The sequence below is a fragment of the Thiomonas sp. 13-64-67 genome (genome assembly GCF_002282795.1).
Lineage (GTDB): Bacteria > Pseudomonadota > Gammaproteobacteria > Burkholderiales > Burkholderiaceae_C > Thiomonas > Thiomonas arsenitoxydans.
The window spans coordinates 1-24,995 of sequence record NZ_NCKP01000041.1 but is presented as its reverse complement, the minus strand read 5'-3'; the positions used below and the strand labels follow the sequence as shown (position 1 = coordinate 24,995).

The window sequence follows — 24,995 nt, the reverse complement described above, 5'->3', positions numbered from 1 at the left end:
CTCTGGCTCTGGCTCTGGCTCTGGCTCTGGCTCTGGCTCTGGCTCTGGCTCTGGCTCTGGCTCTGGCTCTGGCTCTGGCTCTGGCTCTGGCTCTGGCTCCGGCTCCGACTCCGACTCCGACTCCGGCTCCGGCTCCGGCTCCGGCTCTGGCTCTGGCTCTGGCTCGGGCTCGGGCTCGGGTTGCGTCTCGCTGCGGGGCTCTGCTTCGGCTAGGGGCTGCACCGGGGGCGGAGTCGGCTCGGAATCCGCAGGTGCCGCTGTCAGCTCGGCCTGCTGCGGCGGCAAGTGCTGGCGCAAGCCGTCGATCACCGCCTGCAAGGTTTCCCATTGAAGCGCGGCGCCGGATGCGACCGAGGGCAGTTGTTGCAGTAGATCCTGTTCGCCCTGGCGGCACAGCGCGCTTACGGTCTGAAGTTGCAGAAAGTCTGCACCGATGCGAATGCCGCGCAAGGCTTCGGCGGCGTTGCCCAGCGCCTGCAGCGTGTCCTCGCGCGTGGGCTGCGGTTGCAAGCCGACGATGAACAGTCGCAAAAATTCCTCCGCATCCACGCGAAAAGCCGCCAGCAACTCCTGCGCGCTGGCTTGGCGCAGGCCGCCGATCTGAACGGCGATTTCATGCGCAATGGCCGCGTTCGAGGCGCACCTGATCGCGCCCTTCGGCCTTGGCGTGGTATAGCGCCGCATCGGCGCAGCGCAGCGTTTGCGCAATGGCGCGTTCGTTCAGCGCGGCCACGCCGGCGGAGAAGCGGATGTGCAGGCCGCCGGTCTGGGTCTGCACCAGTGGGCGCTGCGCGATGGTCTGCCGCATGCGGTCGATGATTTGCACCGCCTGCGCTGCGGTGGCGCCGGGCAGCACCAGCACGAACTCCTCGCCGCCATAGCGATAGACGCCGTCGTAGGGACGTAGCGCCCCGCGCAGCAGGCGGGCGAATGCGGCGAGCACGCGGTCGCCCGCCTGATGGCCGTGTTGGTCGTTGATGCTCTTGAAGTGGTCGATGTCGAGCATCACCACCGAGCACATCCGGCCCTGGCGCAGCACCAGCGACTGTTCGCCCTGCAGGCGCTGCTGCAGCGCGGCGCGGCCCGGAAGGCCGGTCAGCGGGTCTTGCGCCGCACGCCGGGCGGCGAACACCACCTCCAGATCGGCAAAGCCCTGCAGGGTGTCGAGGCCGAGGTCGATCAGCCGATCCCAGGTTTGCACCGCCCGGACATGCTGCTTGTCGGAGGCGGCCAGTGCGCTAATCAAGACGCCGATCTCAGCCAGACGCTGCTGCTGCGCATCGTGCAGCGGCAGCAACTCGGCGGCATCCGGCCCGCTGCGGTCGATGGCCCGGTCAAGCTGGTGTTCGATGGCCGCTCGCGGCAACGCGGCCACAGCGCCGGGGTTTTTGCGATAGCCGCCCTGGCGCAGGCAGCGCTGAAACCAGGCGGCGTAGATCTGCCGCGCCAATCGCAGGGCCGAAGTCTCCGCCGCCGGTCCAGCCTCGGGCTCTACGGAGCCCGCTTCGATCAGACCGCCTTCGAGCACACTCCAAGTCGGCGCGGACGGCTGTTTGGGTTCGGCGCTGGGTAACAAAGCAAGGGCACGCATGGGAATCTCCATCAAAGGGTGATTCCTGATTAGCAAACGCGGTGCCAGTCGATTCCTTGCTTTTTAAGGGGGTAGATGACCTATTTTTGGCGTCACTCAGCACTTCATGGGCTGCAATCAACCCTTTCTGCTCAACGCATCCGCCGGGAGACGGTTTTTTGACGCCCGAAAAAGTCGGCTATTGCAGTGGTACGACAACTTGCCCTTGCGTATCCACAATGCCACTGACCACCCGGCCCGACTGCACATTGCGCACCAGCACCGATTGCCCCACGCGGCCGTCCGCCATCGCCTGCCCCAGCGCCACCAGACGCACGCCCATGCCCTGCGCGATTAGGCTGACCGACTGGCCGTAGTGAACAAGCTGAGGGCCGGTGAGCATGCTCTGCGCCAGCGGTTGACCCGCCGCCACGCTGTAGCGCAGCACCTGCCCGACCAGCGCCTGCGCGTCGGTCACCGCACCGGGGGGCAGCCGGGTGGCGTCGCGCTCGACCATGGTGAGATCGGCCGCAGTGAGCACATGCCCGGCCTGCAGCGCACGCGCCACGACCACCACCCCCTGCGGCCGGTCCACCCGCACCGGCAGGTAGAGCGACCAGACCGAGGGCGCGGTGCAACGCACCTCCACGGTTTGCGCGCCGTAGGGGTTGGCGTTGCCAAAATACGCCGTGTGCAGATCGGCGCACTGCGGAAAGCGCAGCCCCGGCGCTGGCCCCTGAACATCGATCTTTACCTTTTCCCCGCCCGGGGGCAGCCCCGCGCGCACGAACGCCTCCACCGCCGCGCGGATAGTGGCCGGGCTCTCGGCGGCGGGCACGGCCCAGGCGAATGTCGCTACGCCCAGGCTGACATTGACGACCCACGCGAGCGCGAGCAGACGCAGGCCAGAGAACAAATAAAGACGGATGGGCATGGAGCAGGGTGACGCCGGGTAGTGGGTTTGCCTTTCTCCTGACGCAAAGTCTGTACCAGCCGGAACCCTCAGTAAGACGCCCATCGCTTGCCGTCCCAAGCTGTAGAGCGGCAAGGTCTTGCCGCTTTCCCTCGTGCCATTTGCCGCTTGCGACGCCTCGCCCCCGCAGATCCCGGCGAGTCGCGCCTGGCATGGAATCTGCAGTTAAAGCGCCACTCACTACCCGATCCACGACCATGACTTCCGCCCTCGACCGTGAATTCGCCCCGCTGCAAACCGCGCTGAACCTGCGGGCGCAGCGCCAGCAATTGCTCTCGGCCAATATCGCCAATGCGAACACGCCCGGCTATAAGGCGGTGGATCTGGATTTTTCCGCCGCGTTTAAAGCCGCTTTATCCGGACAGCAAACCGGCGGCCTGCCGCTCAAGACCGAGAACGCCAGGCAACTCGCGGGCAATGTCGCCCCGGCCGGATCGAATTTCATCGCCTACCAGGCCGGCAATAACGTGAGCCTGAACGGCAACTCGGTGGACATGAACCGCGAGCAGGCCGCGTTCCAGAAAAACAGCATTCAGTACGAAGCCGATCTCACCTTCCTCACCGGCAAGATCAAAACCCTGACCTCCGCCATCACCGGCAACTAAGCGGCGCATTCACCATGTCTCTGTTCTCCGCTCTCGATGTGGCCAATTCCGGCCTGACGGCTGAAAGCTACCGCCTCAACGTGGTGGCCAGCAATCTGGCCAATGCCAACTCCGCCGTCAGCTCCAACGGCCAGCCCTACCGCGCCCGCGAAGTGGTGTTTGCCGCGCAGCCGCTGTCCGGCCCCGGCGTGCCCGCAGGCGTCAACGGCGTACAGGTGGCCGGTGTGGTGGAAAAACCCGGCCCGCTCAAGCTCGTCTATGAGCCTGGCAACCCGCTAGCCAACAAAGACGGCTATGTGAGCTACCCCAACGTCAATCCGGTCGATGAAATGGTCAACATGATTTCCGCCTCGCGCGCCTATCAGGCCGACGTGAATGTGATGACCACTACCAAAAACCTGCTGTTGAAAACCCTCACGCTGGGCCAGTGAATTGTCCAGAACGCCCCGCCACTGACTGAAAGACCCCTGCCATGAGCACCTCTCCCATCAGCTCCAATTCCTTCCTGTCCTCGCTGCAGACGAGCAGCAGCAGCGGCACCTCGGGCAGCGCCGCCAGCGGCCTGAGCGGACTGAACAACGTCAACACTTTCTACACCCTGCTGGTGACTCAGCTCACCAACCAGGACCCGATGAACCCGATGAGCAACACCGACCTGTCGGCGCAGCTCGCGCAGTTCAGCACGGCCAGCGGCATTCAAAGCATGCAGCAGTCGATGGCCACTCTCACCGCCCAGCTCGCGCAGACGCAAGGGCTGCAGGCCGCCAATCTGGTGGGGCAGACCGTCGTGTTCGACAACAACAGCATCAGCCTGCCCAGCAGCGGCGGCACGGCTGGGGGCTTCACCCTGGCCTCGGCCGCGCAGAACGTGCAGGTGCAGGTGCTCAACAGCACGGGTCAGACCATCGACACGCTGCAACTCGGCGCCCTGCCCACCGGCGTGCAAACCTTCAACTGGGATGGATCGACCAGCGGCGGCCAGCAGGCCCCTGCGGGCACCTACACCTTCAACGTCAGCGCCACGGACGGCACCGGCCAGCCGGTTGCGGCCGTGCCTTTCGGGACGGGCAAGGTGCAGTCGGTCTATCTCAACGGCAGCAATGGCCCCGCACTCCAGATGGAGGGGCAGAGCAGCACCGTGCCGCTGTCGAGCATCGTGGGCGTGATGTAGTCAGCCGAGTTTTCCCGCTGCGTTTGCCCGAAGCACCCAACACCAAACCGCCTTCAGACCACACCATTTTTCGGGGGATTCCATGAGCACCTTCCAAACCGCCCTGTCCGGCCTGCAAGCCGCCTCCACCGACCTGCAGGTGATGGGCAACAACATCGCCAACGCCAACACGGTGGGCTTCAAAAGCTCGAACGCCCAGTTCGCCGACAGCTACGCCGCGGCCATCGCGGGCACCTCGCCGCAGTATGGACAGGTGGGCATCGGCACCTCGGTAGCCACGGTGGCGCAACAGTTCTCGCAGGGCAATATCGAGTCCACGAGCAACCCGCTCGATGTGGCCAGTTCCAGCTAGACCAGAACGGCTACATCGTCGATGCTGCGGGCGGCCAGCTCATCGGCACACCCGCGGTCAGCGGGGTGCTCACCGGCGGCTCCGGCCCGCTGCAAATCACCACCACCACCCTGGCGCCCAAGGCCACGACCAGCGGCACGCTGGGGTTGAATCTCAATGCCTCGGTCACGCCGATCCCCAGCGGCACCGCTTTCAGCACCAGCGACCCCACCAGCTACAACTACTCGACCACCAGCACGGTGTACGACAGCTTGGGCACCTCGCATCTGCTGACCACCTACTACGCTCTGCCTTCCGGCAGCGCCACGGCCAGCGGACAGGCTTGGAATGTGTATTACTCGGTGGACGGCACCACGGCCGCCGGCGGCATCACCAGCGGCGGCCCCTCCACCATCCAGTTCACCCCCACCGGAGCGATCAGCGGCACGGCCACGCTAACGGCCTCCGGCCTCACCTGGGCAGACGGCGCCTCACCTTCCAACATCACCCTCAACTTCGCCGGCTCAACCAATTACAACGCCACCTCGGTGGTGAACTCGCTCACCACCGATGGTTCGTCGGTCGGTCAGCTCAGCAATCTGTCGATCGATCCCAGCGGCGTGGTGTTCGGCCGCTACACCAACGGTCAATCGGCCAAGCTCGGGCTCATCACCCTCACCAACTTCAAGGCGCCGCAGGGTCTGCAGCGACTGGGCAACAATTACTTCGTGCCCACTTATGCCTCGGGCCAGCCGCTCACCGGGCAGCCGGGCGGCGGCGGGCTGGGCGTGCTGCAGTCCAGCGCGGTGGAACAGTCCAACGTCGATTTATCGTCGCAACTGGTCAATCTGATCGTCGCGCAGCAGGCTTATCAGGCCAATGCGCAGACCATCAAGACGCAGAACCAGGTGGTCCAGACTTTGCTTAGCCTGTAATAAAACAGCTCGCCTCCATCATGGATACCTTGTGGATTGCCGCCACCGGCGCCCGCGCCGTCCTGCGCCAGCAAGCGGTGACGACCAACAATCTCGCCAACGTGAACACCACCGGCTACCGCGGCGAGCAGGCGCAGTTCCGCGCCTTGCCGGTCTACGGCAACGCCCTGCCCACCAGCGCCTACACCACGGTGCAAGGCAACAGCGCGAACCTGCAGGAAGGGCCGATCAACCATACCGGCCGCAATCTCGACGTGGCGATTCGCGGCTCAGGCTGGATCGCGGTGCAGGCTCCCAATGGCGACACCGCCTATACCCGCAACGGCGATCTGCAAGTGAACGCCAGCGGCATTCTGTCCACCAGCGATGGTCGGCCTGTGCTCGGGCAGAGCGGCGCGCCGATTTCCGTGCCGCCGCTGGAGTCGGTGCAGATCGGCGCCGACGGCACGATCTCCGGCGTGCCGGTGGGCAGCCAGCCCAACGCGCTCGTCGTGATCAACCGCATTCAGCTCGTCAACCCGCCGCCCGCGCAGATGCAGCGCGGAGCCGATGGCCTGTTCCGCGATACCCAGGGCCCGGCGCCGGCCGACGGCAATGTGCAGCTAGCCGTTGGCGCGTTAGAGGGCAGCAACGTCAACCCGGTGCAGGCCATGATCCAGATTCTCGACAACACCCGCGCGTTCGAAATGCAGACCAAGCTGATGCAGACCGTCGATCAGAACCATCAGGCCGCCACGCAATTGCTCAACGTGAGCTGACCCGCCACGCCGCGCCCGCCCCCACAACGCCATTAGAGAAACCGCCATGATCCGCTCGCTCTACGTTGCAAAAACCGGCCTCGAAGCCGAACAGACCCGCATGGACGTGATCGCCAACAACCTGGCGAACGTCAACACCAGCGGCTTCAAAGGCTCGCGCGCCGTGTTTCAAGACCTGCTCTATCAAAACCTCACCCAGCCGGGTGCGCAGTCGTCGCAGAGCACGCAATATCCCAGCGGCCTGCAACTGGGCACTGGCGTGCGCCCGGTATCCACCGAGCGGCTGATGACGCAGGGCAACCTCACGCAGACCGGCAATTCGCTCGATGTCGCCATCAACGGCCAGGGCTTTTTTCAGGTGCTCGAACCCAATGGCACCATCGCCTACACCCGCGACGGCACCTTTCAGCTCAACAACCAGGGGCAGCTTGTCACTGCCAACGGCTATCTGGTGCAGCCCACCGTCACCATTCCGGCCAGCGCACAAAGCGTGACCATCGGCAACGACGGCACCGTGTCCGTCACCCTGCCGGGACAGGCCGCGCCGCAGCAGGTGGGTGCGCTGCAACTGGCCAGCTTCGTCAACCCCACCGGGCTGCAGAGCATTGGCGACAACCTCTATCTGCAAACCGGCTCCAGCGGCGCGCCCAACACCGGCCAGCCCACGCTCAACGGATTGGGCTCGGTGCAGCAGGGCTATCTGGAGTCGTCCAACGTCAACGTCGTGGCTGAACTGGTGGACATGATCTCGACCCAGCGCGCTTACGAAGTCAACAGCAAGGCGGTGACGGCTTCCGACCAGATGCTGCAATACGTCAACAACAATCTGTGATGACCGCGATGGTTTTCCTGCGATTTCCCCGATTGTTGCTGGCCGCGGCTTTCGCCCTGCTGCTGGGCGCCTGCGCCACGGCGCCGCAGCATCTCAGCAGCGGTTCGCTCAAGCCCCTGCCCATTCCGGCCGAACCGGAGTCGATGAATGCGCACACGCCCAACGGCGCCATCTGGCAGCCGGGCACCAATGTCTCGCTGTTCGAAGACAGCCGGGCGCACCGCGTGGGCGATCTCATTACCGTGCTGATCCAGGAAAACGCCAACGCCACCAAATCGACCAACACCACGGTGAACAAGTCCGACGACGTGAGCGCGGGGCTGTCGAGCTTTTTCGGCAAACCCTTCACCGTGGGCGGCTACTCGCCGTCGATGGGGCTGACCTCGTCCACCAAGTTCGGCGGCAACGGCGCCACCTCGCAGAGCAATACTTTCACCACCACCTTGCAAGCCACCGTGGTGCAGGTGATGAGCAACGGCAATATGCAAATCTCCGGGCAGAAGGAAGTCATGCTCAATGGCGGGCATGAATACATCCGCGTCGCTGGCGTGGTGCGCGCGGCCGATGTCAGCCCGCAAAACACCGTGCTGAGTACGCAGATTGCCAACGCTCGCGTGGAATACAGCGGCACCGGCGATGTGTACGCCGCCGCCAAGGTGCCCTGGCTGGCGAGCTTCTTCCTCTCGCTGTGGCCGTTCTGAAACTGGGTGACGACATGCCGACCGAATCACTGCGCACCCCCCTCCCCCTCCCAACCTCCCCCACGGCGTGGGGGAGGAGTGATGGCTTCCTCCCCGCTCGCGGAAAGAGCCGGGGTGGGGAGCATGCCATTTATCGCCACTTGCTCGCCTGGCTGGCGGCGCTCTGCCTGCTCTGCGCCGCGGCGTTGCCCGCGCACGCCGCCGCCATTCGCGATCTCACCAGCGTGCAGGGGGTGCGGGTGAACCAGCTCGTCGGCTACGGCCTGGTGGTCGGCCTCGGTGGCACCGGCGACCAGGCCACGCAGGTGCCCTACACCACGCAATCGTTGCTCTCCATGTTTCAGCGCCTGGGCATCAACCTGCCGCCCGGCGTAGCTTCCAACCTGCAACCGAAAGACGTGGCCGCGGTGATGATCACTGCCAACCTGCCACCGTTTTCTCAGCCTGGCCAGCAGATCAACGTGACCGTCTCGGCGGTGGGCAATGCTTCCAGCCTGGCCGGTGGCACCCTGCTGATGACCCCGCTCAAAGGCGCTGACGGCCAGACCTACGCCGTGGCCCAGGGCAGTGTGGTCGTCAGCGGCTTTGGCGCCGCTTCGGGGGGCAACAGCACCCAGGTCAACTTTCTCACCGCGGGCATGATTGCCAACGGCGCCACGGTCGAACGCGCCGTGGCGAACAATTTCGACAAGGCCGGCCCGATCACCCTTGCGCTCAACTCCCCCAGCTTCGGCACCGCCAGCCGCGTGGCCGATTCCATCAACCAGCGTTTCGGCGCGGGCACGGCCACGGCGCTCAACGCCGGGGTCATTCAAGTGAATGCGCCGCTGACCGCAGGCGACCGCACCGCCTTTCTCGGCCAGGTCGAAGCGCTGGACGTCTCGCCCGAATCGCCACCGGCCAAAGTAGTCATCGATGCCCGCAGCGGCACCGTGGTGCTGGGGCAGAACGTCACCCTGGGCGCCTGCGCGGTGGCGCACGGCAATCTGTCGGTCACCATCAACACGCAATACGAAGTCAGCCAACCCAACCCGCTCGGCGCGGGGCAAACAGCAGTGGTACCCAAAACCGATGTGAAAGCCAAGGCGGACAAGGCCAATCTGCTCATGTTCAAGCCCGGCGTCACGCTCGAAGCGGTGGTGCGCGCACTCAACGCCGTGGGCGCGGCGCCTAATGACCTCATCGCCATTCTGCAGGCCATGAAGGCGGCGGGCGCACTGCACGCCCAGCTCGAAGTGATTTGAGCGAGTCGAGAGCCCATCCGCCATGACCACGCCACCCAGCCCGCCCCTGTCCCCGCTGCCGCCCAGCGGCGCGGCGGCGTCCAACAGTCTGCGCCAATGCCGACCCGCGCAGCCCGCAGGCGATCAAGGCCGTGGCGCAGCAATTCGAAGCGCTGCTGATGCAGCAAATGCTCAGCGCCATGAACGCCACGAGTCTGGGGCCTGACTTGCTGGGCGACACCGCGGGGCCAATGTTCAAGTCGATGTTCACCCAGCAACTCGCCACCACCCTCAGCCAGGGGCAAGGCATGGGGTTGGCCACCTATATCGCCCGCGAACTGTCTACCCGGTATGGACTCAACCCCGGACTCGACCCAGCCTCGTCTAAGCAGCCTTCGGGCACGCCCGCCTTACCCGCTGACGGCGGATCGATCGCCGCACATGCGGTGAACACACAGGCCACTGCGCTTCCGCTGGCCAGCAGCGCGACTGCGGCCTTGCCGACACAGTCGCTCGCCACCTACCGTCAGAACGCCCTGCCGGTGCAGCCGCTCAACCCGACGCCCGGCGGCTCGTCCACCGCGCCAAGCTCGCCCGCCAAAAGCGCCACCCCACCGCTCGAACAGGCCAAGTCGTTCATCGCCAGCATTCTGCCCAGCGTACAGACCGCGGCCAAACAGTTGGGCGTCGCGCCCGTGGCCATTCTGGCGCAGGCCGCGCTTGAAACCGGCTGGGGGCAGCACGCACCGGGCAACAATGTGTTCGGCGTCAAGGCGGGCAGCGGCTGGGCCGGCGGCACCGTGCAGACACTCACCCGCGAATTTCAGAATGGCGTGGCGTCGGTGGGCACGGCCGCCTTCCGCGCTTACCAGAACGTGGCCGACAGTGTGGACAACTACGCCGCCCTGCTCTCCCGTCCGCGTTACCAGTCGGCCCGTGGTCAGGGCAACGATATTTCGGCATTCGCCAGCGCGCTGCAGCGCAGCGGCTACGCCACCGATCCCGACTATGCCGCCAAGCTGGTGGCCATCGCCCGCAGCCCGCGCATGCAGCTGGCGCTGCAGCAACTTGGGGTAGATTCAGGGCCGGATTCAAGTTCTGCAGCGCAGTGACGTTATCTCTCATACTCCCTGCGCCCGCATCCGCCGCCATGTCCCAGCTCCAGCCCCCTCAAGACGAACGCCAGCTCGTCGCTGCGCTCACCGAAGTGCTGCGCCAGCAGCGTCAGGCGCTGGTGAATACCGGCAGCGAAGGCGCCGCGCCCGTGACCCCCATCTGGCAACCGCTGCTCCAGGCGCTCGAAGGCTTTGCGCAGCGCCGCCGCTCGGGCGACCCCGTGCTGGACCACAGCCTCGAAATCACCGCCGAAGTTACCGCCTTGCGCGACGAAACCCTGGCGCTGCAGCACACCCTCTCCGTCTGGAGCGCCGCGCTGCAGCAGGCCATCACCCAATCGCAGCGGCAAGCCGCCGAACCCACTTACGGGCCGGCCAGCGGCGTGGCCAAAGGGTATGGCCAGACGCAAGGCCAATCTTTAGGGAGGGGATGAGATGTCAGGCATCAGCGGGCTTCTCAACAATGCCCTCACCGGCTTGCAGGCGGCGCAGTCTGCGCTGCAGGTCACGGGCAACAATATCGCCAACGTCAACACGCCCGGCTACAGCCGCGAAACGGCGGTGCAGAGCACCCTCACGCCCAGCCTATACGGCGGGCAATATCTGGGCAACGGCACGCAGATCGACGCCGTCACCCGCAGCTACAACAGCTATCTGCAGTCGCAGGTATGGAGCACGGCGGCCACCGCCAGCGGCGCAAACACCCTCAACACCCAGATCCAGCCCATCGCCAATCTGATCGCCGGCACCGACTCGGGTCTGAGCACCTCGATCAACCAGTTTTTCGCCAGCGGCGTGGCGCAGGTCGCGGCCAATCCGGCCGACATCCCGTCGCGGCAAAGCCTCATCAGCCAGTCGCAGTCGCTGGCTCAGACCATTCAGACTTCGGCCCAGCAACTGCAAAGCGCTGCCAATGGCGTCAACCAGCAACTCGGCCAGAGCGTGACCGCCATCAACAGCCTCACGCAGCAGATCGCCCAGCTCAACGTTCAGATCAATACCCTCTCGGGCACCGGCAGCACGCCCAACTCGCTGCTCGACCAGCGCGATCAGCTCATCACCCAGTTATCGGGCCAGGTGGGCGTGACCGTGCTGCCGCAAGACGGCAATCAGGTCAACGTGTTCACCGGTAACGGCCAAGTGCTGGTGGCCGGTGCGCAATCGTTCGACCTGAAAACCACGCCCAGTGCCTACGACCCGTCGCAGCTCGAAGTGGCCTACACCTCCAATGGCGCGGTGCTGTCGCAAGGCCTGCAAGGCGGCACGCTGGGCGGGCTGCTGCAGTTCCGCAGCCAGGTGCTGCAGCCCGCGCAGAATGCGCTCGGCCGCATTGCCGACGGTCTGGCTTCGGCCATAAACAGCCAGCAGGCGCAGGGGCTCGATCTCAACGGCCAGTTCGGCGCGGCCCTATTTCAGGCCGGGCCGTTGCAGGTGCTCGCCAACTCGGCCAATACCGGCAATGCCGTCATCAGCGGCAGCGTGGTCGATGCCAATGCGCTCACCACCGCCGACTACCGGTTGAACTACGACGGCAGCAACTGGTCGGTCACCAATCTTTCCACGGGCCAGCCCGTCAGCGGGGCGACAGTGGGCACCTCGGGCAGCGCCACCGTGCTGAACTTCGACGGCGTGCAAGTCAACGTCAGCGGGGCGCAGGCGGGCAACAGCTTTGAGGTGCAGCCCACGCGCTACGGGGCGCTCAACTTTCAGTCCGTCCTCACCAACCCCACGCAAATCGCCGCGGCCTCGCCCTATGTTTCCAGCGCGGGGCAGATGCTATCGGGCGGCCTAGTCAACACCAATCTGGGCAACCTCACCCTGTCGGCCGGGCAATACAGCGCCACTAGCGGTGCCGGTGCCTTGATCATTTCGGGGGCGAGCGTGCCGACCCCCCTGCAGGTCACGCTCACCAGTGGCGGCACCAGCGGCGCCGTGGGCTTTCAGGTCACGCAATCCGGCTCGGCCACCGTGCTGGCCAGCGGCAGCCTGAGCCTGGGCGGCAGCGGGCAGGTGCTGTCCATCCCTTACGCCAACAACCCGCCGGGCGGCTACTGGAACGTCACCCTCGCCGGCAGCACCGCCGTCTCGGGCGACGCCTTTACCCTGAGCCCGGCCAGCGGTGGCAATGGCGGCAATGCGCAGGCCATGGCCGCGCTGCAAACCGCCAAAACGCTCGAAGGCGGCAGCACCTCGCTCGAAGGCGCTTATTCGCAGCTCGTCAGCCAGGTCGCCACGCAGGGCAACCAGGCGCAGAGCGCACTGAGCGCGGCCAGCGCCGTCGCCGCCCAGGCGTCTGCAGCGCAGCAGTCGGTCTCGGGTGTGAATCTCGACGAAGAAGCGACCAACCTCATTCAGTATCAGCAGGCGTATCAGGCCGCGGCCAAGGCCATTCAGGTGGGCAACAGCCTGTTCACCTCGCTGTTGCAGGCCGTGCAGTAAAAAGGAAGGGCATCGCCATGCGCATCAGCACCTCTCAGTTCTACGCCGCCAGTCTCACCGGCATCCTCAATCAGCAGAACACGCTGGGCACCCTGAGCCAGCAACTCTCCACCGGCAGCACCCTGGTCAACCCCTCAGATCAGCCGGTCGCCGCGGCGCAGAACGTCGCCCTCACCGGGCAGATCGACCGCCTGGCCGGCTACGCGCAAAACGGCCAGAACGCCCAAAACTCGCTGCAACTCGAAAGCGCTACGTTGCAAAGCGTCACCACTCTGGTCAGCCAGGCGCGGCAACTCGCGGTGCAGATGAATAACGGCACCGTCAGCTCGCAAGACCTGCAAAACGCCGCGGCCACCATGCAAGGCTATGTGCAGCAACTCGCGCAATACGCCAACACGCAAGACGGCCAGGGCAACTATCTTTTCGCCGGCAGCAAGAGCGGCGCCCAGCCCTTCGTCATTCAGGCGGATGGCAGCGTGCAATACCAGGGCGATGGCGGGCAGAACCAGCTCGCGCTCGGCCCCAATCTGAGCACCGCCATCGGCGACCCCGGCAACGCGCTGTTCATGAATGCACGCGCGGGCAACGGCACCTTCAGCGTGAACGCCGCCAGCAGCAACACCGGCGGCGCCACCGCCGGGCCCGGCACCGTCAACAACACCGCCCTGGCCCAGCAAACCCTGCAGGTCGACGGCACGCAGTACCAGATCAGTTTCAGCGGCAGCGGTGGGTCGATGACCTACTCCGTGGCCAGCGGCACGGGCGGCGCGTTCTCCGCCAGCCCGGTCGCCAGCGGCAGTTTCACTCCCGGCATGAGCATCAGCCTGCCCCCCGGCAGCAATCCGGCCATCACCGTGCCCATCGTCGGCACCCCGTCGTCGGGCGACAGTTTCACGATCGGCGCCGCCGCGCCGCAAAGCCTGTTCCAGACTTTTCAGTCGCTGGCGCAGGCCTTCTCGGCTTCGGCGCAAGCCTCCGGCTCGAATGCCTTGCGCGCGCAGTCCATCAGCAACGCCCTGGCCAGCCTCGACCAGAACCAGACCAACCTGCTCAGCGCCCAAGCCAGCATCGGCAGCCGCCTGCAGCAAGTGCAGGCCGTGCAGACGCAAAACTCCAGCCTCACCCTGCAACTGCAAACCCAGCAGACCCAGCTCACCAGCATCAACTACCCGCAGGTCATCACCGAGTACCAGTCCAGCCTCACCGCCCTGCAGGCCGCGCAAAAGGCGTTTACGCAGGTACAGGGGTTGAGTCTGTTCCAGTATCTCTAATCACTGCCCCTCATGCCCGAGCACGCACTCCCTCGCGAATCAAACCTGCGCACCCTGTACAGCTCACACCGCGGCAAAGTTTCCGACAAGTGGTCGATCTACCTCGACACCTATTCCACGGTACTCGAAAAGTATAGGGAGCTACCCATTTCGTTACTCGAAATCGGTGTGCAAAATGGAGGCTCATTAGAAATCTGGTCGCAGTATTTCAAGCGCGCAAAGCATCTCGTTGGATGTGATATCAATACTGTCTGCGGACAGCTTCATTACGTACAAGAGGCCATCAGCATTGTGATCGGCAACGCGGATGATGATGCAACCGAGATAGCTATTCGACGCGTCACCCCCGATTTCGATCTGATCATTGACGACGGATCACACGCTTCTGAGGACATCGTGCGGAGCTTCTGCCGCTACTTTGGTGCGTTGCGTCCGGGTGGAACCTACATCGCGGAAGATCTGCACTGTAGCTATTGGCAGGAGTATCAAGGCGGCCTGTACTTCCCATATTCTTCGATCGCGTTCTTCAAAGCGTTGGTCGACGTCATTAACCAGGAGAACTGGGGGCTGGACAAGGAACGGCAAGCAGTGCTCGAGCCGTTCTTCACCCACTACGGTTGTTCTCTGGACGATCATGCGCTTGCGCAGATTCATTCCATTGCATTCGTCAATTCGATGTGCATCGTGCGCAAGGAGTCCAACGCCGCGAATGAGCTCGGACCTCGCATCATTTCTGGGACTCAATGTGCCGTGGTGCCTCAGGTCGGTGGCCTGTCCGGTACGCTGCAACGCGCGCCTGCACAGCAGTCCTCGCCTTGGGAGCATCCTCCAGAGCAAGCGGCGCAGGATGTCATCGTCAAGTTGCGGCAGCAAATTGATGACCTCACCAAAGAACTTGCACAATTACGTCCTCTAGGAAGCCCTGGGGCAAACGCCGACGCTGTGTCTCACGCAAAGTCAGCAGCAGCTTTGTCGTCATCTGCAGCCACCCCCCTTCCTTGGCTGCCCGTTGGGCGATGGTTGCCAGCGGAGAAAATTTGGTCCGAAGCTGCATTGTCCTTGTGGGCTGGCAAGCCCAATGGTTTGACATCCATCGCACTAGCCCTTTTGCCGCACACTACACTGCCGGTACAGCCCACCACCGACAGTCTCAATGTCCAATGGCTAAGCGGCCAATTGCTACAGATCGCCCCCCAACCCGACTCCGAACAGCTGATTTCCATGGGTAATCGCGAGCTGCGCAGTGCCGAGGCCCAGTGGCTCGGCCTGATCGACGCCGGCGACCAGCTCGCGCCGGATGCGCTGTTCCGCATCGCGCATGCCGTGCGCGAGCATCCGCAGTGGCAGATCGTCTACACCGACGAAGACCAGATCACCGCCGATGGTCAGCACACCAACCCGCATTGCAAGCCTGACTTCAATCTCGACTATCTGCGCAGCCTGCCCTATGTCGGCGGGCTGCTGCTGATTCGGCGCGATCTGTTCGAGGCGCTCGGCGGCTTCGACCCGCAGGCTGAAGGCGCGGAAGACTACGACCTGATGCTGCGGGCGTGGGAGCATCTGCAGCGCACGGGCGCAGGGGAAGCCGCCATCGGCCATGTGCCCGAGGTGCTCTATCACCGCCTTCAGGGTTCGGGGCATACGCAAAAGTCGGTGCCCGAAATTCTGCAAGCCGGGCACTCGGCGCTGCAGCGCCATTTCGAGCGTCTGGGCATTGCGGCGCAGGTGCAGCCGGGGCCATTTCCGCCCTCGTTCCGCGTGCGCTGGCCGCTGCCCGAAGCGCGGCCGCTGGTGTCCATCCTCGTTCCCACGCGCGATCAGTTGCCGCTGCTGCAGCGCTGCGTGGAGTCGGTGATCGAAAAAACCAAGTATCCGGCTTACGAAATTCTCATCATCGACAACGACAGCCAGACGATCGATGCGCGCAACTATCTGGCCGCCATCGAAGCCAAGGAGGCCGAACTCGGCGGCCGCCTGCGCGTGGTGCGCCAGCCCGGCCCGTTCAACTTCTCGGCGATGAACAACGCGGCTGCCCGCGCCGCGCGCGGCGAGTATCTGCTGCTGCTCAACAACGACACCGCTGCGCTGCACGACGACTGGCTCGACGAAATGATGGGCCACGCCGTTCGGCCCGATGTGGGTATCGTCGGCGCCAAGCTGCTCTACCCCGATGGCAAGATTCAGCATGCCGGGGTCATTCTCGGTCTGCGCGGCCCGGCGGAGCATCCCTTCATCGGCCGGCCGCCCGAAGACCGCGGCTACTTCGGCCGTGCCCAGCTCACGCAAGATCTCTCGGCCGTCACCGGCGCCTGCCTGCTGGTGCGCAAAAGCGTTTACGAGCAGGTAGGCGGGCTGGACGAACAGGCTTTCAAGGTGTCTTACAACGACATCGATCTGTGTTTGAAAGTGCGCGAGGCGGGTCTGCGCATCGTGTTCACGCCCTACGCCCTGCTGATGCACGAAGGCTCGGCCAGCCAGAAAAGCGGCACCGAGACCCAGCCTGACAACGCCAAGCTCAAACGCTTCGCCGCCGAAAAAGACGCCATGTATGCCAAGTGGCTGCCGCAGCTCGCGTTCGACCCCGCCTACAACCGCCACTTGAGCCTTGCCAGCACCGACTTTCTGCTCGACGATCAGCCCTGCCTGAGCTGGGACCCAGACTGGCGGCCCCGTCCGCGGGTGCTGGTGCATTCGGCCGACCGTGAAGGCTGCGGCGAGTACCGCATCATCGCACCCATGCGCGCGCTCAACCGCGCCGGGCTCACCCAGGGCTGGGAGACCATGCGCCTGTTCGAGCCCGCCGAAATGGAACGCATGCAGCCCGACAGTCTGGTGGTGCAGCGCCAGATGGAGTGGCCGCAGATCGAGGCGCTGGAGCGCCACGCCCGCACCAGCAAGGCGTTTCGCGTGTTCGAGATCGACGACCTCATCACCAATCTGCCGCACAAAAGCGTGCACAAAAGTACCATCCACAAAGACATCGCCAAGCGCTTTCGCAAGGCCGCCGGGCTGTGCAACCGGCTGGTGGTGGCTACCGAACCGCTGGCCAAGGCTTACGCGCATTTCACCGACGAAGTCGTGGTGCAGCCCAACTACCTCGAAGCCGCGCGCTGGGGTCATTTGCAACCGGCGCGGGCCGAGCGCAGCAAGCCCCGCGTGGGCTGGGCCGGGGGCGTGGGCCATACCGGCGACCTCGAACTGATTGCCGATCTGGTGCGCGATACGGCCAGCGAAGTCGATTGGGTGTTTTTCGGCCTGTGCCCTGAAGCCCTCAAACCGCTGGTCAAGGAGTTTCACCCCGGCGTGCCGCTCGATCAATACGCCGCCAAGCTGGCTGCGCTCGATCTCGATCTGGCCGTCGCCCCGCTGGAAGACAACGCCTTCAACGAAGCCAAGAGCCATCTGCGCCTGCTGGAATACGGCATCCTCGGCTATCCGGTCATCTGCTCCGATCTCACGCCGTATCAGGGCGATTTTCCCGTCACCCGCGTGGCCAACCGCTACCGCGATTGGACGCGCGCGCTGCGCGAAGCCGTCTCCGACCGCGCCGCGCTGCGCGCCCAGGGCGACGCGCTACGCGCCAAGGTGCTGGCCGACTGGATGATGGAAGACCATCTCGACACCTGGCTGAAAGCCTGGCTGCGCTGAAGTCACGCTGAGTGCGCAACGAAGCGAGGCTGTTTTTACGCAACACGGCGGGCCAGCGCTAGGTCAACGCCTTTGGGCCGCTGCTAGCATCAACGCAACGATCGAGACTCCATTTTCCGTTCTCATGAACAGCCCCTTCACCTCGCCAGACACCGACGCGCCCGAAGCTCAGGGCGCGGTCATGCAAGCGCACATCGCGCGCCAACCCATCGTCGACCGCAAACAGCAGATCGTCGGCTACGAGTTGTTCGCGCGCGAAAGCGGCACGGCCGAACACGCGCCCACCGAGCACAGCGCCGAGAGCGATAGCGTGCTGCTGTTCAACGCCCTGTCCAACATCGGCGCCGAGAGGCTGTTCGGCGAAAAACTCGCCTTCATCAACTGCGTGGTCGAAGACCTCAAAGCCGAACATCTCGACATCGTTTTCCCGGATCGCATCGTGCTCGAAGTGCCGCGCATCTATGGCGACGACCCCACGGGCATCGCCGAAGTCGCCGCTCAGCTCAAGCCGCTGCGCGAACGCGGGTTTCATCTTGCGGCCGGCCCCTTCGCCGCCGCCTCGCTGTATGCCGCCTGGCTGCCGCTTCTCAGCTACATCAAGGCGGATGTTCAGAGCCTCTCGGCCAACGTGGCCGTGGCCCTGCAGCGCAAGGCCGAAAGCCAACGCAGTGTGCGTCTGGTGGCCGAACGCGTGGAAACGCCCGAGCAGTTCAAGACCTATTTCGACGCCGGTTTTCACTTCTTTCAGGGCTATTACTTCGCCCGGCCGCAGACCATCAGCGCCAAGGTCATCAACCCGGCGCACGCCAATGTGCTGCAACTGATGAATCTGGTCATGCGGCAAGCCGAACTGAACGAGATCGAGCAGGTGCTCAAGCGCGACCCGGCGCTGTCCTTCAAGCTGCTGCGCTACATCAACTCCTCGGGTTTCGGGCTGATGTCCGAAGTCACCTCGTTCCGCCATGCCGCCGCCATTCTCGGCTACAAGAAGCTGTTCCGCTGGCTCGCACTGCTGCTCGCCACCGTGCCCGGCAATGCCGCTTCTCCGGCCATCGCGCGCACCGCCATCACCCGCGGCCGCATGATGGAGCTGTTGGCCAAGGGCACGCTTTCCGACGAAGATGCCGATAACGCTTTCGTGGTGGGCATCTTCTCCATGCTCGACGTCATGCTCGGCGTGCCGATGGAAAAGGCGCTGTCCGAAATCACCCTGTCCGAGCCCATCGTCATGGCCTTGAAAGACAACACCGGCATTTTCGGCAGCTATCTGCAGCTCACCCGCGCTGTGGAGCAACGCGATTTCGACAACATCGACTTCCTCGCCATGGCGCTGGGCATTCAGAGCTGGCGCGTCAGTTCCGTTCATCTGGCCGCGCTCGCCTGGGTGGAAGAGCTGGGCATCTGACAAGGCTCTCCATGAAAGAGGTCACCGCCAAGCTGTTCCGCGAGGAATATCAGGTCAACTCCGAGCAGAAGGCCGATCATGTGCTGCACAAAATCATCGAGCGCCACGAGCCGCTGGCCGTGCTGCCGCATGATCGGGCCGAAGAGTTCAGCTCGGCGCTGCTGGTGGTCAACCGTCCCAAGCACTGGTTGATCATCGATGAACTCACCCCCGACGGCGGCAACCGCCGACTGGAAAATGGCGCGCCGTTTTTCACCATCGGGCGGTATGAAGGCGTGTTCGTCGGCTTTCAGTCCAAGCTGATCGAGCGCATCGATTACGAGGGTTATGGCGCGCTGCGCATCGCCTACCCCGATCTCATCTATTACCTGCAGCGACGCAATTTTTTCCGTGTCACCGTCGCACCGGGCGATCTGAGCACGGTGGACCTTCAGCGCCGCGGCGCCAAACCGCTCTACGGCCAATGCCACGACTTGAGCGTCAACGGCATGCGTCTACTGGTGCCCTCAGCACTCGACTACGCCTTGACCACGGGCGAATACATCCCCATGGTGCGCTTCAGTCTGGAAGATGTGGAGCTGGCGGTGGAGGCAGAGGTGCGTTTTGTCGGGGCGTTGCGAGACACCAAAACCCGGCAGCCCATGCGCCAGCTCGGCATTCAGTTTCTGAACATGGCCCCGGCCTTCGAGCAGCGCCTGCAACAGTACGTGCAGCGGCGCGACCGCGAACTGCTGAGAGACGCTCGGCGCTGAACCGGTCGGCTGCCCGGGCGCCCTTGCTGCTAACCCGGCTACTGAGGATTCAGCACCAGCAGTCGCGACATCAGCCCTGGCGGCGCGAGCACTTCGGTCAGGGGCGCGAAAACACCATCGCCCTCCACCTCGGAAGCCTCGACGATGTGCTGTTCGAACTGCCCCAACTGCGCGTCAAACACCAAGGGCGCCTGTCCGTGCGCGCGCAGCGGCTGCCCACTCTGCGTGGGCAGAAGCACCATCACCATGGGCAGGGATTGCGCGTCGATCCGCGCATAGCGCAAACCAAAATGCGCTGCCGGCGCGAGCAAAAAGCTCACCCCCGCATCGTCGATCGACTGCAGCCACAAGAAGGGCCGCTCGGTTTGCACGCCGATGAGCGCAAAGCGCTGCAGGGTCTCGAATCCCGGCAGCGGCGACGACACTGTCCAGATTTGGTGTTGCGCAACGGGTAGCAAGCCGAAGCGCGTGGCCACTTCCATGGCGTTGCTCGGCGCTGTGCCAACTCGCGCAAGCGCGCTCGTCGTAACGGATTCTGGCTGGGCTAGGCTCAACTCGACTCTCCATGAGGGGGCAGGTCAACCGGGGCGTCAACCGACCCAGAAACCCAATGCGCCAGAGACAGCCCTTGCGGCGCCACCGCAGCCTGGTTGCCTTGACTGATCTGGGCATAGAGTTCCTCGCGCAGAATGCGCAGATCGAGCGGACCCTCAATGCCGAGGCGCACCTTGCCGGGCGCGGACTGCAGCACGACCAGGCGGATGTTGTCCCCGATGCGGATGGCTTCACCGGGGCGGCGCGTCAGAATGAGCATGCATCGAGCCCGGCGGGTCGGTTGTCAGGCGCTGACTTGCAGGCGAACAGGGCCGCTGCCGGGTTGGCCCTGGCCGTGAGCGCCATAGAGATCGACGCCTTCAGCGTTGCCGCGCAAAATTTGCAAGGCCCCTTCAGTGCTGCGCACCAGCGCCGAGATCATGGCACCGTTGCGCTGATTGGCCTCGGCGATGCTCCGCGCCAGGGTTTGAACCGCGCTCCACAAGGGGGGAGCGGATGTAGCGCCTGCTTCGGTCTGCGCGCCAAACTGCACGATGCGTTCGCGCTCCAGCGCGTCGATCTCGGCCAGCAGGCTGTTTTTACGCTCGGTCAGCGCGGGCAGCTGATCTGTGGCGGCGCGCAGCAGGCAGGCGTGCTCTTCAATCAGCAAGCGGTCGAAAGCCTGCAACTTGTCGAGTTGCAGGCGAAGCAGAGAATCGACCGACTGCGACATGGCGGGTTCAGATCAGTTGGAAGCAGGCTTGGTCGCGCCGATCAGGGCCTGGCTGTCCTGCAATAGACCACTGGCGATGCGCTGCGGATTGACCACGTATTGACCGCTGCGAATGGCGTTTTGCAGTTCGCTGATGCGCGTGTCGCTGGCCGGAGGCGTTGCGCCCTGCGTGCTGGCAAGGTTGAGCATTTGCCCGGCCCCCGAGATGGAGACCTGTTCGGTGGCCGCCGCGCCCGCCGGATTAACCGCCGGATTGGCAACCGAGCCCGCGCGCCGCGAAGCCGCAACCGAGCCGCTGGCGGCAGTCGAGGCGCTGGATAGGGGGGAATTCTGGATGGGAATCATGGTGGCATTCTCTCCTGTTGGAGTGCTCAACGTCACGCTTTTGCCGGACTTTAGGGCAAGTGTGACTTTTTTGGCAATTCCCGCCGAATGCCCCCCTTATCGCCCCTTCATTGCCCCAGTTCGGCGCGCACCAGCAGGTCGAGCTGCCGACGCATGTCTTGCTGCGCGCGGGCGAATGCCGGCGTCTCCAGCCCCTCGCTCAGGGCGCTGATGAGGCGCTGGTAGGCCAGGTGCAGCGGCCCGCCCTCCAGCCCCTCCACCTCGATGTAATGATGCAAGGCGGTGGCGGCGCGGGCCGCGAGCGGCAGCGCGTCGGGCCAGGGCGTCATATAGGCCAGCCGCTGCTCCCACAACAGATGAGCCGCGTAGATGCCCAGGGCCGTGCGGGGATGATCGCGGTTGATCGTCAAATGAAATCCGTGCACCCAGTCCACCACCGCGTCGGCGGGCATGGGGCGAGCCAGCCCGTAGCCCTGCCCGGTGTCGGCCTGCAGAATGATGGCCGCCTCCACCAGCCCGGCCGACTCCAGCCCTTCGACCACGACGGTGCTGCCCAGATCGTGTGCCAGCCGGGTGAGATGCTGGATGAAATCGAGCGCCCGGCGCGGCACCTTGCCCAGCCCGCCCAGCAGGCCCTGGTCGATCTTCACCTCGTCGAACGGAAAGCTGTCGAGCCGCAGCAGCGAGCTGTAGCCTGAGCCGAGATCGTCTTCGGCCAGACGCACGCCGGTGGCGCGAAACCGCCCCAGCAGCGCGTCGCGCCGCTCCGAAATGTCGAGATCGCTGCTTTCCAGCAATTCCAGGGTGAGGCGGCGCGGATCGAGCGCATGGCTGCGCAGCAGTTGCTCCACCCGCTCCACATAACGCGGATCGCTCAGCGCCACGGGCGGCATGTTCACCGACACATCGAGGTCGATACCCTGCTGCGCCCAGCGCTGCCGGGCATGCAAGGCCTGCTCCAGGCCCAGACTGAACAAGCGCCACATATCGTGCGCGCCCAGCACGGGCAGAAACTCACCCGGCGCGATCAGCTCGCCGCCATCGCGCCGCTGCAGCCGCGCGAGCGCCTCGAATTTCTCGGGCCGACCCGTCTTGAGGTTGACCACGGGCTGATACCGCATCTGCAGGCCCGAATGATCGAGCAGATCGACATAGAACTGCCGTCGCGCGTAAGGCACCACGCCCGAAGGACTATGCGCATAACGGGCAAACGCCAAGCCCAGCACCTTTTGCAGATGCTCGACGAACACCCGGCGCGTCGAACTGGTGAAAAAGCCGGGATAGCTGCTGTAAAGATCCATCAACGCAATGGGCTGGCCTGAGGCGTCGAGAATGGGAATGGACACGGCGCTGCGCACGCCCAGCTCGTCCGCCACATCTTTCCAGGGCAGGATCGCCGGATCGCAGGCATACGACGCGGTGTACTGCACCTCGCGGCTGCGCCAGGCGCGGCCCGAGACGCCCAAGCCTTCCGCCGCATCGCCGCGCACCGTGGTGAACGCGGCTTCGCCCGAGTCGATGCGGTCGAGGTAGAGCGACTTGAAGCGGCTGCCGAAGGCGTGTTCGAACTGCACCACGCCTGCCGCATCAGGCCGCCCAATCGTGCCCGCCAGCACACCCTCGATGTTTTCCAGCGCGCCGAGCACGGCGCGCAACAGATCGCTGAGGGTGTGCGCCGTGAGAATGGCCGCGTCGATGCGAACCAGCGCCGCGTCGAACTGCCGGACGATGTCTTCGTGCCCCTCGATCTGCCACTGCAACTCATCCTGCAGTCGGGTGATGAAGTAGCGCAGCAAAGCCGCCCGCTCCGACGGCTCGACCCACGCCGCAAAGTGCCCGATCAGCAAGCGGGTGTACAGCCCGTAAGCCTCGACCAGCCACGACGCATCGAGCCCGATGAGCGCGTGCACTCGCCCCACATGCCGCGCCACCCGCACCGAAGCTTCGCTGCTGCCGACAAACAGACTGCGCAGATGGCGCTCCTGGTTGTTGCGCAGGCGCGAAAACTCGGCCACCGACAACAACTTGAGCACGCGCGAAAACCGGGTCTGCTTGAGCAGCTCGTCGTAGAACTGCCGGATGAAAGCCTCGACCACCCTATTGAGATCGGGCTGCACTGCCGCCAGCAGCGCACGCAAGGCCGCCTGCTGCTCGGCGGGCGCTGGCGGCTCGGCTGAGATATTCAATTTTTCAAACATGAGGCGCCATGCTATTGATCGATGCCAAGGGCAGGCAAGCGAAACATTCGATCCTGTTGACCTGAAACAAGTCCGCCTCGATTTCCATTGCCGCGCCGCCAAAGCGATTCAAGTTCCCGCCCCGCGTGCCGTTACTTCAAACGCAAGACAAAACCATTACGAGGCCCACCTTGAAATTCCTGGTTGTTGACGACTTTCCCACCATGCGCCGCATCGTGCGCGGCCTGCTGATGCAGACCGGCTATGTGACCGGCAATATCGACGAGGCGGAAAACGGCGAAGAAGCCTGGCGTCGGCTGCAGGCCGGCGGTATCGAGTTCGTCGTCACCGACTGGAATATGCCGGTGATGCAGGGCATCGACCTGCTCAAACACATCCGCGCCAGCGACAACCCCGCCATCCGCAGCCTGCCGGTGCTCATGGTCACGGCCGAAGCCAAGAAAGAAAACATCATCGCCGCCGCGCAGGCGGGGGTGAACGGCTACATCGTCAAGCCCTTCACCGCACAGACGCTCAAAGAAAAGCTCGACGCCATCATGGCGCGCCTCAACGCGGCAGCGGGAGCGGCCCAATGAGTCTCGACCGCGCCACCACCACGCAAACGCCGCAGCCCGCGGCCGCCTCCACCGCGCTGCACAAGCTCACCGAGGCCGACGCCCTGTTGCACGAAGGCGTGCGCCGCATCATGGCCGCCTCCAGCGATCTGCCCGAGGCCAGCCATCCGCTCGAAGAAGCGCTGCGCCTGACCGAAACCCAGGCCATGTCCACGCTCGAAGCGGTGGAAAACGGCTTCACCGAAATCGCCGCCATCCGCGCCACGCACGGCGGTTTCATCGACGAGCGCCTCGACCGCCTGGAACAACAGTTCCACACCATTCTCGCCAGCCAGCAGGGGCAGGATCTCGCCGGGCAGCGGTTGAAAAAAACCATCCATCTGCTGCAGGCGGTGGAGCAGCGCATCCGTGCCGCCGTCGAGCAACTCGGCCCGCACCTTCAACCCGCGGCCACTCCCGAGGCTTCGGCCCCGGCGGCCGACAGCGCCGCGCCGCTCAACGGAGTTCCCACCTACGCCGGACCCTCCTTTGCCCAGGATGACGTGGACGCCCTGCTGCGCGACCTCGGCATCTGAAACCTTCCGCCCCACCATCATGGACAACGACATCCTGCTGGAATTTCTCGCCGAATCGCGCGAGCTGCTGAGCCAGGCCCAAGACCAGTTGCTGCGGCTGGAATCTCAGCCCGACGACAGCGAAGCGCTCAGCGCCATCTTCCGCGCCTTCCACACCCTCAAGGGCGGCGCCGGTTTTCTCGAAGCGCAGAACATGGTGGACTGGTGCCACCACCTCGAAGACCTGTTCGACAAAATGCGCAGCGGCAAACTGCGTGCGACCGCGCCGATGATCGACGCCATCCTGCGCGCCACCGACGTCATCACCGCCATGCTCGACGACATGGC

26 protein-coding genes and 2 pseudogenes are annotated in these 24,995 nt (G+C 64.7%); 19 read left to right on the top strand and 9 right to left on the bottom strand.

What is annotated here, in order from left to right:
• The 3 genes and pseudogenes from B7X30_RS10985 to flgA all read right to left on the bottom strand — a co-directional run.
• Positions 1-684, bottom strand: a pseudogene (locus B7X30_RS10985) (hypothetical protein); the annotation flags it as partial.
• Positions 614-1,591, bottom strand: a complete 978-nt coding sequence (locus B7X30_RS10980) for a GGDEF domain-containing protein (RefSeq protein WP_286730596.1) — start codon at positions 1,589-1,591, stop codon at positions 614-616. The gene B7X30_RS10980 and the pseudogene B7X30_RS10985, both read right to left, overlap by 71 nt.
• Positions 1,592-1,769: 178 nt before the next feature.
• Positions 1,770-2,504: a flagellar basal body P-ring formation chaperone FlgA gene (gene flgA / locus B7X30_RS10975; RefSeq protein WP_286730595.1), complete on the bottom strand. Its 735-nt coding sequence runs from the start codon at positions 2,502-2,504 to the stop codon at positions 1,770-1,772.
• 236 nt (positions 2,505-2,740) lie between these two features.
• Between flgA and flgB the strand changes: the two genes are divergently transcribed.
• The 13 genes and pseudogenes from flgB to flgL all read left to right on the top strand — a co-directional run bounded on the left by flgB (position 2,741) and on the right by flgL (position 13,924).
• Positions 2,741-3,148, top strand: coding sequence for a flagellar basal body rod protein FlgB (gene flgB, locus B7X30_RS10970; RefSeq protein WP_013122877.1), 408 nt, complete (start codon positions 2,741-2,743; stop codon positions 3,146-3,148).
• A gap of 14 nt (positions 3,149-3,162) precedes the next feature.
• Complete coding sequence (gene flgC, locus B7X30_RS10965) at positions 3,163-3,579, top strand: flagellar basal body rod protein FlgC (RefSeq protein WP_013105539.1); 417 nt, start codon at positions 3,163-3,165, stop codon at positions 3,577-3,579.
• 41 nt (positions 3,580-3,620) lie between these two features.
• On the top strand, positions 3,621-4,319 hold the full coding sequence (locus B7X30_RS10960) for a flagellar hook assembly protein FlgD (protein ID WP_286730592.1): 699 nt from the start codon (positions 3,621-3,623) through the stop codon (positions 4,317-4,319).
• Between the two features lie 82 nt (positions 4,320-4,401).
• Positions 4,402-5,471, top strand: a pseudogene (locus B7X30_RS10955) (flagellar hook protein FlgE); the annotation flags it as partial.
• Positions 5,457-5,585: a flagellar basal body rod C-terminal domain-containing protein gene (locus tag B7X30_RS15795; RefSeq protein WP_502694428.1), complete on the top strand. Its 129-nt coding sequence runs from the start codon at positions 5,457-5,459 to the stop codon at positions 5,583-5,585. The pseudogene B7X30_RS10955 and the gene B7X30_RS15795, both read left to right, overlap by 15 nt.
• A 20-nt stretch (positions 5,586-5,605) precedes the next feature.
• Positions 5,606-6,343 (top strand): flagellar basal-body rod protein FlgF, encoded by a 738-nt coding sequence (flgF, locus tag B7X30_RS10950; protein WP_286730591.1) that lies wholly within the window; start codon positions 5,606-5,608, stop codon positions 6,341-6,343.
• 46 nt (positions 6,344-6,389) lie between these two features.
• Positions 6,390-7,175 (top strand): flagellar basal-body rod protein FlgG, encoded by a 786-nt coding sequence (gene flgG / locus B7X30_RS10945; RefSeq protein ID WP_013122873.1) that lies wholly within the window; start codon positions 6,390-6,392, stop codon positions 7,173-7,175.
• On the top strand, positions 7,175-7,876 hold the full coding sequence (locus tag B7X30_RS10940; RefSeq protein WP_286730590.1) for a flagellar basal body L-ring protein FlgH: 702 nt from the start codon (positions 7,175-7,177) through the stop codon (positions 7,874-7,876). Before flgG ends, B7X30_RS10940 begins: the two co-directional genes overlap by 1 nt.
• Before the next feature lie 14 nt (positions 7,877-7,890).
• Positions 7,891-9,120, top strand: coding sequence for a flagellar basal body P-ring protein FlgI (locus tag B7X30_RS10935; RefSeq protein ID WP_286730589.1), 1,230 nt, complete (start codon positions 7,891-7,893; stop codon positions 9,118-9,120).
• A 131-nt stretch (positions 9,121-9,251) separates the two neighbouring features.
• Complete coding sequence (flgJ, locus tag B7X30_RS10930; protein WP_286730588.1) at positions 9,252-10,211, top strand: flagellar assembly peptidoglycan hydrolase FlgJ; 960 nt, start codon at positions 9,252-9,254, stop codon at positions 10,209-10,211.
• A 38-nt stretch (positions 10,212-10,249) separates the two neighbouring features.
• The gene (locus B7X30_RS10925; RefSeq protein ID WP_286730587.1) at positions 10,250-10,648 is read left to right on the top strand and encodes a hypothetical protein; all 399 of its coding nucleotides are present in this window, start codon (positions 10,250-10,252) and stop codon (positions 10,646-10,648) included.
• A gap of 1 nt (position 10,649) precedes the next feature.
• Positions 10,650-12,653 (top strand): flagellar hook-associated protein FlgK, encoded by a 2,004-nt coding sequence (gene flgK, locus B7X30_RS10920; protein WP_286730586.1) that lies wholly within the window; start codon positions 10,650-10,652, stop codon positions 12,651-12,653.
• Between the two features lie 17 nt (positions 12,654-12,670).
• On the top strand, positions 12,671-13,924 hold the full coding sequence (gene flgL / locus B7X30_RS10915; protein WP_286730585.1) for a flagellar hook-associated protein FlgL: 1,254 nt from the start codon (positions 12,671-12,673) through the stop codon (positions 13,922-13,924).
• A gap of 375 nt (positions 13,925-14,299) precedes the next feature.
• Here flgL and B7X30_RS10910 read toward each other — a convergent pair whose 3' ends face one another.
• A complete protein-coding gene (locus tag B7X30_RS10910) occupies positions 14,300-14,827 on the bottom strand; it encodes a hypothetical protein (protein WP_286730584.1) in 528 nt (175 codons plus the stop codon).
• Positions 14,828-15,031: 204 nt separating this feature from the next.
• On the opposite strand from B7X30_RS10910, the gene B7X30_RS10905 reads away from it, so the two are divergent.
• From B7X30_RS10905 to B7X30_RS10895, 3 genes are all read left to right on the top strand, one after another.
• Positions 15,032-17,572, top strand: coding sequence for a glycosyltransferase (locus tag B7X30_RS10905; RefSeq protein ID WP_286730583.1), 2,541 nt, complete (start codon positions 15,032-15,034; stop codon positions 17,570-17,572).
• A 124-nt stretch (positions 17,573-17,696) separates the two neighbouring features.
• The gene (locus tag B7X30_RS10900) at positions 17,697-18,977 is read left to right on the top strand and encodes an EAL and HDOD domain-containing protein (RefSeq protein ID WP_286730582.1); all 1,281 of its coding nucleotides are present in this window, start codon (positions 17,697-17,699) and stop codon (positions 18,975-18,977) included.
• A gap of 11 nt (positions 18,978-18,988) precedes the next feature.
• Positions 18,989-19,729: a flagellar brake protein gene (locus tag B7X30_RS10895; RefSeq protein WP_013122864.1), complete on the top strand. Its 741-nt coding sequence runs from the start codon at positions 18,989-18,991 to the stop codon at positions 19,727-19,729.
• Positions 19,730-19,767: 38 nt separating this feature from the next.
• On the opposite strand, the gene fliW is transcribed toward B7X30_RS10895, so the two are convergent.
• From fliW to B7X30_RS10870, 5 genes are all read right to left on the bottom strand, one after another.
• The gene (fliW, locus tag B7X30_RS10890; RefSeq protein ID WP_286730580.1) at positions 19,768-20,211 is read right to left on the bottom strand and encodes a flagellar assembly protein FliW; all 444 of its coding nucleotides are present in this window, start codon (positions 20,209-20,211) and stop codon (positions 19,768-19,770) included.
• A 68-nt stretch (positions 20,212-20,279) separates the two neighbouring features.
• Positions 20,280-20,543, bottom strand: a complete 264-nt coding sequence (locus B7X30_RS10885) for a carbon storage regulator (protein ID WP_156052837.1) — start codon at positions 20,541-20,543, stop codon at positions 20,280-20,282.
• Positions 20,544-20,567: 24 nt separating this feature from the next.
• Positions 20,568-20,996: a flagella synthesis protein FlgN gene (locus B7X30_RS10880; RefSeq protein ID WP_156052838.1), complete on the bottom strand. Its 429-nt coding sequence runs from the start codon at positions 20,994-20,996 to the stop codon at positions 20,568-20,570.
• A 12-nt stretch (positions 20,997-21,008) separates the two neighbouring features.
• Positions 21,009-21,341 carry a flagellar biosynthesis anti-sigma factor FlgM gene (flgM, locus tag B7X30_RS10875; RefSeq protein WP_156052839.1) on the bottom strand — a complete coding sequence of 111 codons (333 nt, stop codon included), beginning with the start codon at positions 21,339-21,341 and terminating at the stop codon, positions 21,009-21,011.
• Positions 21,342-21,448: 107 nt separating this feature from the next.
• The gene (locus tag B7X30_RS10870; RefSeq protein WP_156052840.1) at positions 21,449-23,539 is read right to left on the bottom strand and encodes an EAL domain-containing protein; all 2,091 of its coding nucleotides are present in this window, start codon (positions 23,537-23,539) and stop codon (positions 21,449-21,451) included.
• A 155-nt stretch (positions 23,540-23,694) separates the two neighbouring features.
• Between B7X30_RS10870 and B7X30_RS10865 the strand changes: the two genes are divergently transcribed.
• The 3 genes from B7X30_RS10865 to B7X30_RS10855 form a co-directional block, all read left to right on the top strand.
• Complete coding sequence (locus B7X30_RS10865; protein ID WP_041608586.1) at positions 23,695-24,114, top strand: chemotaxis response regulator CheY; 420 nt, start codon at positions 23,695-23,697, stop codon at positions 24,112-24,114.
• Positions 24,111-24,668 carry a protein phosphatase CheZ gene (locus B7X30_RS10860; protein WP_156052841.1) on the top strand — a complete coding sequence of 186 codons (558 nt, stop codon included), beginning with the start codon at positions 24,111-24,113 and terminating at the stop codon, positions 24,666-24,668. The genes B7X30_RS10865 and B7X30_RS10860 overlap by 4 nt, the downstream gene beginning before the upstream one ends.
• Before the next feature lie 19 nt (positions 24,669-24,687).
• Positions 24,688-24,995: Hpt domain-containing protein (locus B7X30_RS10855; protein WP_286730576.1), on the top strand; the 308-nt coding region annotated here is incomplete at its 3' end.

Excerpts from the sequence above, each read along its gene's own strand:
- B7X30_RS10980 (WP_286730596.1), bottom strand. The coding sequence starts at position 1,591 with ATGCGTGCCCTTGCTTTGTTACCCAGCGCCGAACCCAAACAGCCGTCC.
- flgA (WP_286730595.1), bottom strand. The coding sequence starts at position 2,504 with ATGCCCATCCGTCTTTATTTGTTCTCTGGCCTGCGTCTGCTCGCGCTC.
- flgB (WP_013122877.1), top strand. The coding sequence starts at position 2,741 with ATGACTTCCGCCCTCGACCGTGAATTCGCCCCGCTGCAAACCGCGCTG.
- flgC (WP_013105539.1), top strand. The coding sequence starts at position 3,163 with ATGTCTCTGTTCTCCGCTCTCGATGTGGCCAATTCCGGCCTGACGGCT.
- B7X30_RS10960 (WP_286730592.1), top strand. The coding sequence starts at position 3,621 with ATGAGCACCTCTCCCATCAGCTCCAATTCCTTCCTGTCCTCGCTGCAG.
- flgF (WP_286730591.1), top strand. The coding sequence starts at position 5,606 with ATGGATACCTTGTGGATTGCCGCCACCGGCGCCCGCGCCGTCCTGCGC.
- flgG (WP_013122873.1), top strand. The coding sequence starts at position 6,390 with ATGATCCGCTCGCTCTACGTTGCAAAAACCGGCCTCGAAGCCGAACAG.
- B7X30_RS10940 (WP_286730590.1), top strand. The coding sequence starts at position 7,175 with ATGACCGCGATGGTTTTCCTGCGATTTCCCCGATTGTTGCTGGCCGCG.
- B7X30_RS10935 (WP_286730589.1), top strand. The coding sequence starts at position 7,891 with ATGCCGACCGAATCACTGCGCACCCCCCTCCCCCTCCCAACCTCCCCC.
- B7X30_RS10925 (WP_286730587.1), top strand. The coding sequence starts at position 10,250 with ATGTCCCAGCTCCAGCCCCCTCAAGACGAACGCCAGCTCGTCGCTGCG.
- flgK (WP_286730586.1), top strand. The coding sequence starts at position 10,650 with ATGTCAGGCATCAGCGGGCTTCTCAACAATGCCCTCACCGGCTTGCAG.
- flgL (WP_286730585.1), top strand. The coding sequence starts at position 12,671 with ATGCGCATCAGCACCTCTCAGTTCTACGCCGCCAGTCTCACCGGCATC.
- B7X30_RS10900 (WP_286730582.1), top strand. The coding sequence starts at position 17,697 with ATGAACAGCCCCTTCACCTCGCCAGACACCGACGCGCCCGAAGCTCAG.
- B7X30_RS10895 (WP_013122864.1), top strand. The coding sequence starts at position 18,989 with ATGAAAGAGGTCACCGCCAAGCTGTTCCGCGAGGAATATCAGGTCAAC.
- fliW (WP_286730580.1), bottom strand. The coding sequence starts at position 20,211 with ATGGAAGTGGCCACGCGCTTCGGCTTGCTACCCGTTGCGCAACACCAA.
- B7X30_RS10885 (WP_156052837.1), bottom strand. The coding sequence starts at position 20,543 with ATGCTCATTCTGACGCGCCGCCCCGGTGAAGCCATCCGCATCGGGGAC.
- B7X30_RS10880 (WP_156052838.1), bottom strand. The coding sequence starts at position 20,996 with ATGTCGCAGTCGGTCGATTCTCTGCTTCGCCTGCAACTCGACAAGTTG.
- flgM (WP_156052839.1), bottom strand. The coding sequence starts at position 21,341 with ATGATTCCCATCCAGAATTCCCCCCTATCCAGCGCCTCGACTGCCGCC.
- B7X30_RS10870 (WP_156052840.1), bottom strand. The coding sequence starts at position 23,539 with ATGTTTGAAAAATTGAATATCTCAGCCGAGCCGCCAGCGCCCGCCGAG.
- B7X30_RS10860 (WP_156052841.1), top strand. The coding sequence starts at position 24,111 with ATGAGTCTCGACCGCGCCACCACCACGCAAACGCCGCAGCCCGCGGCC.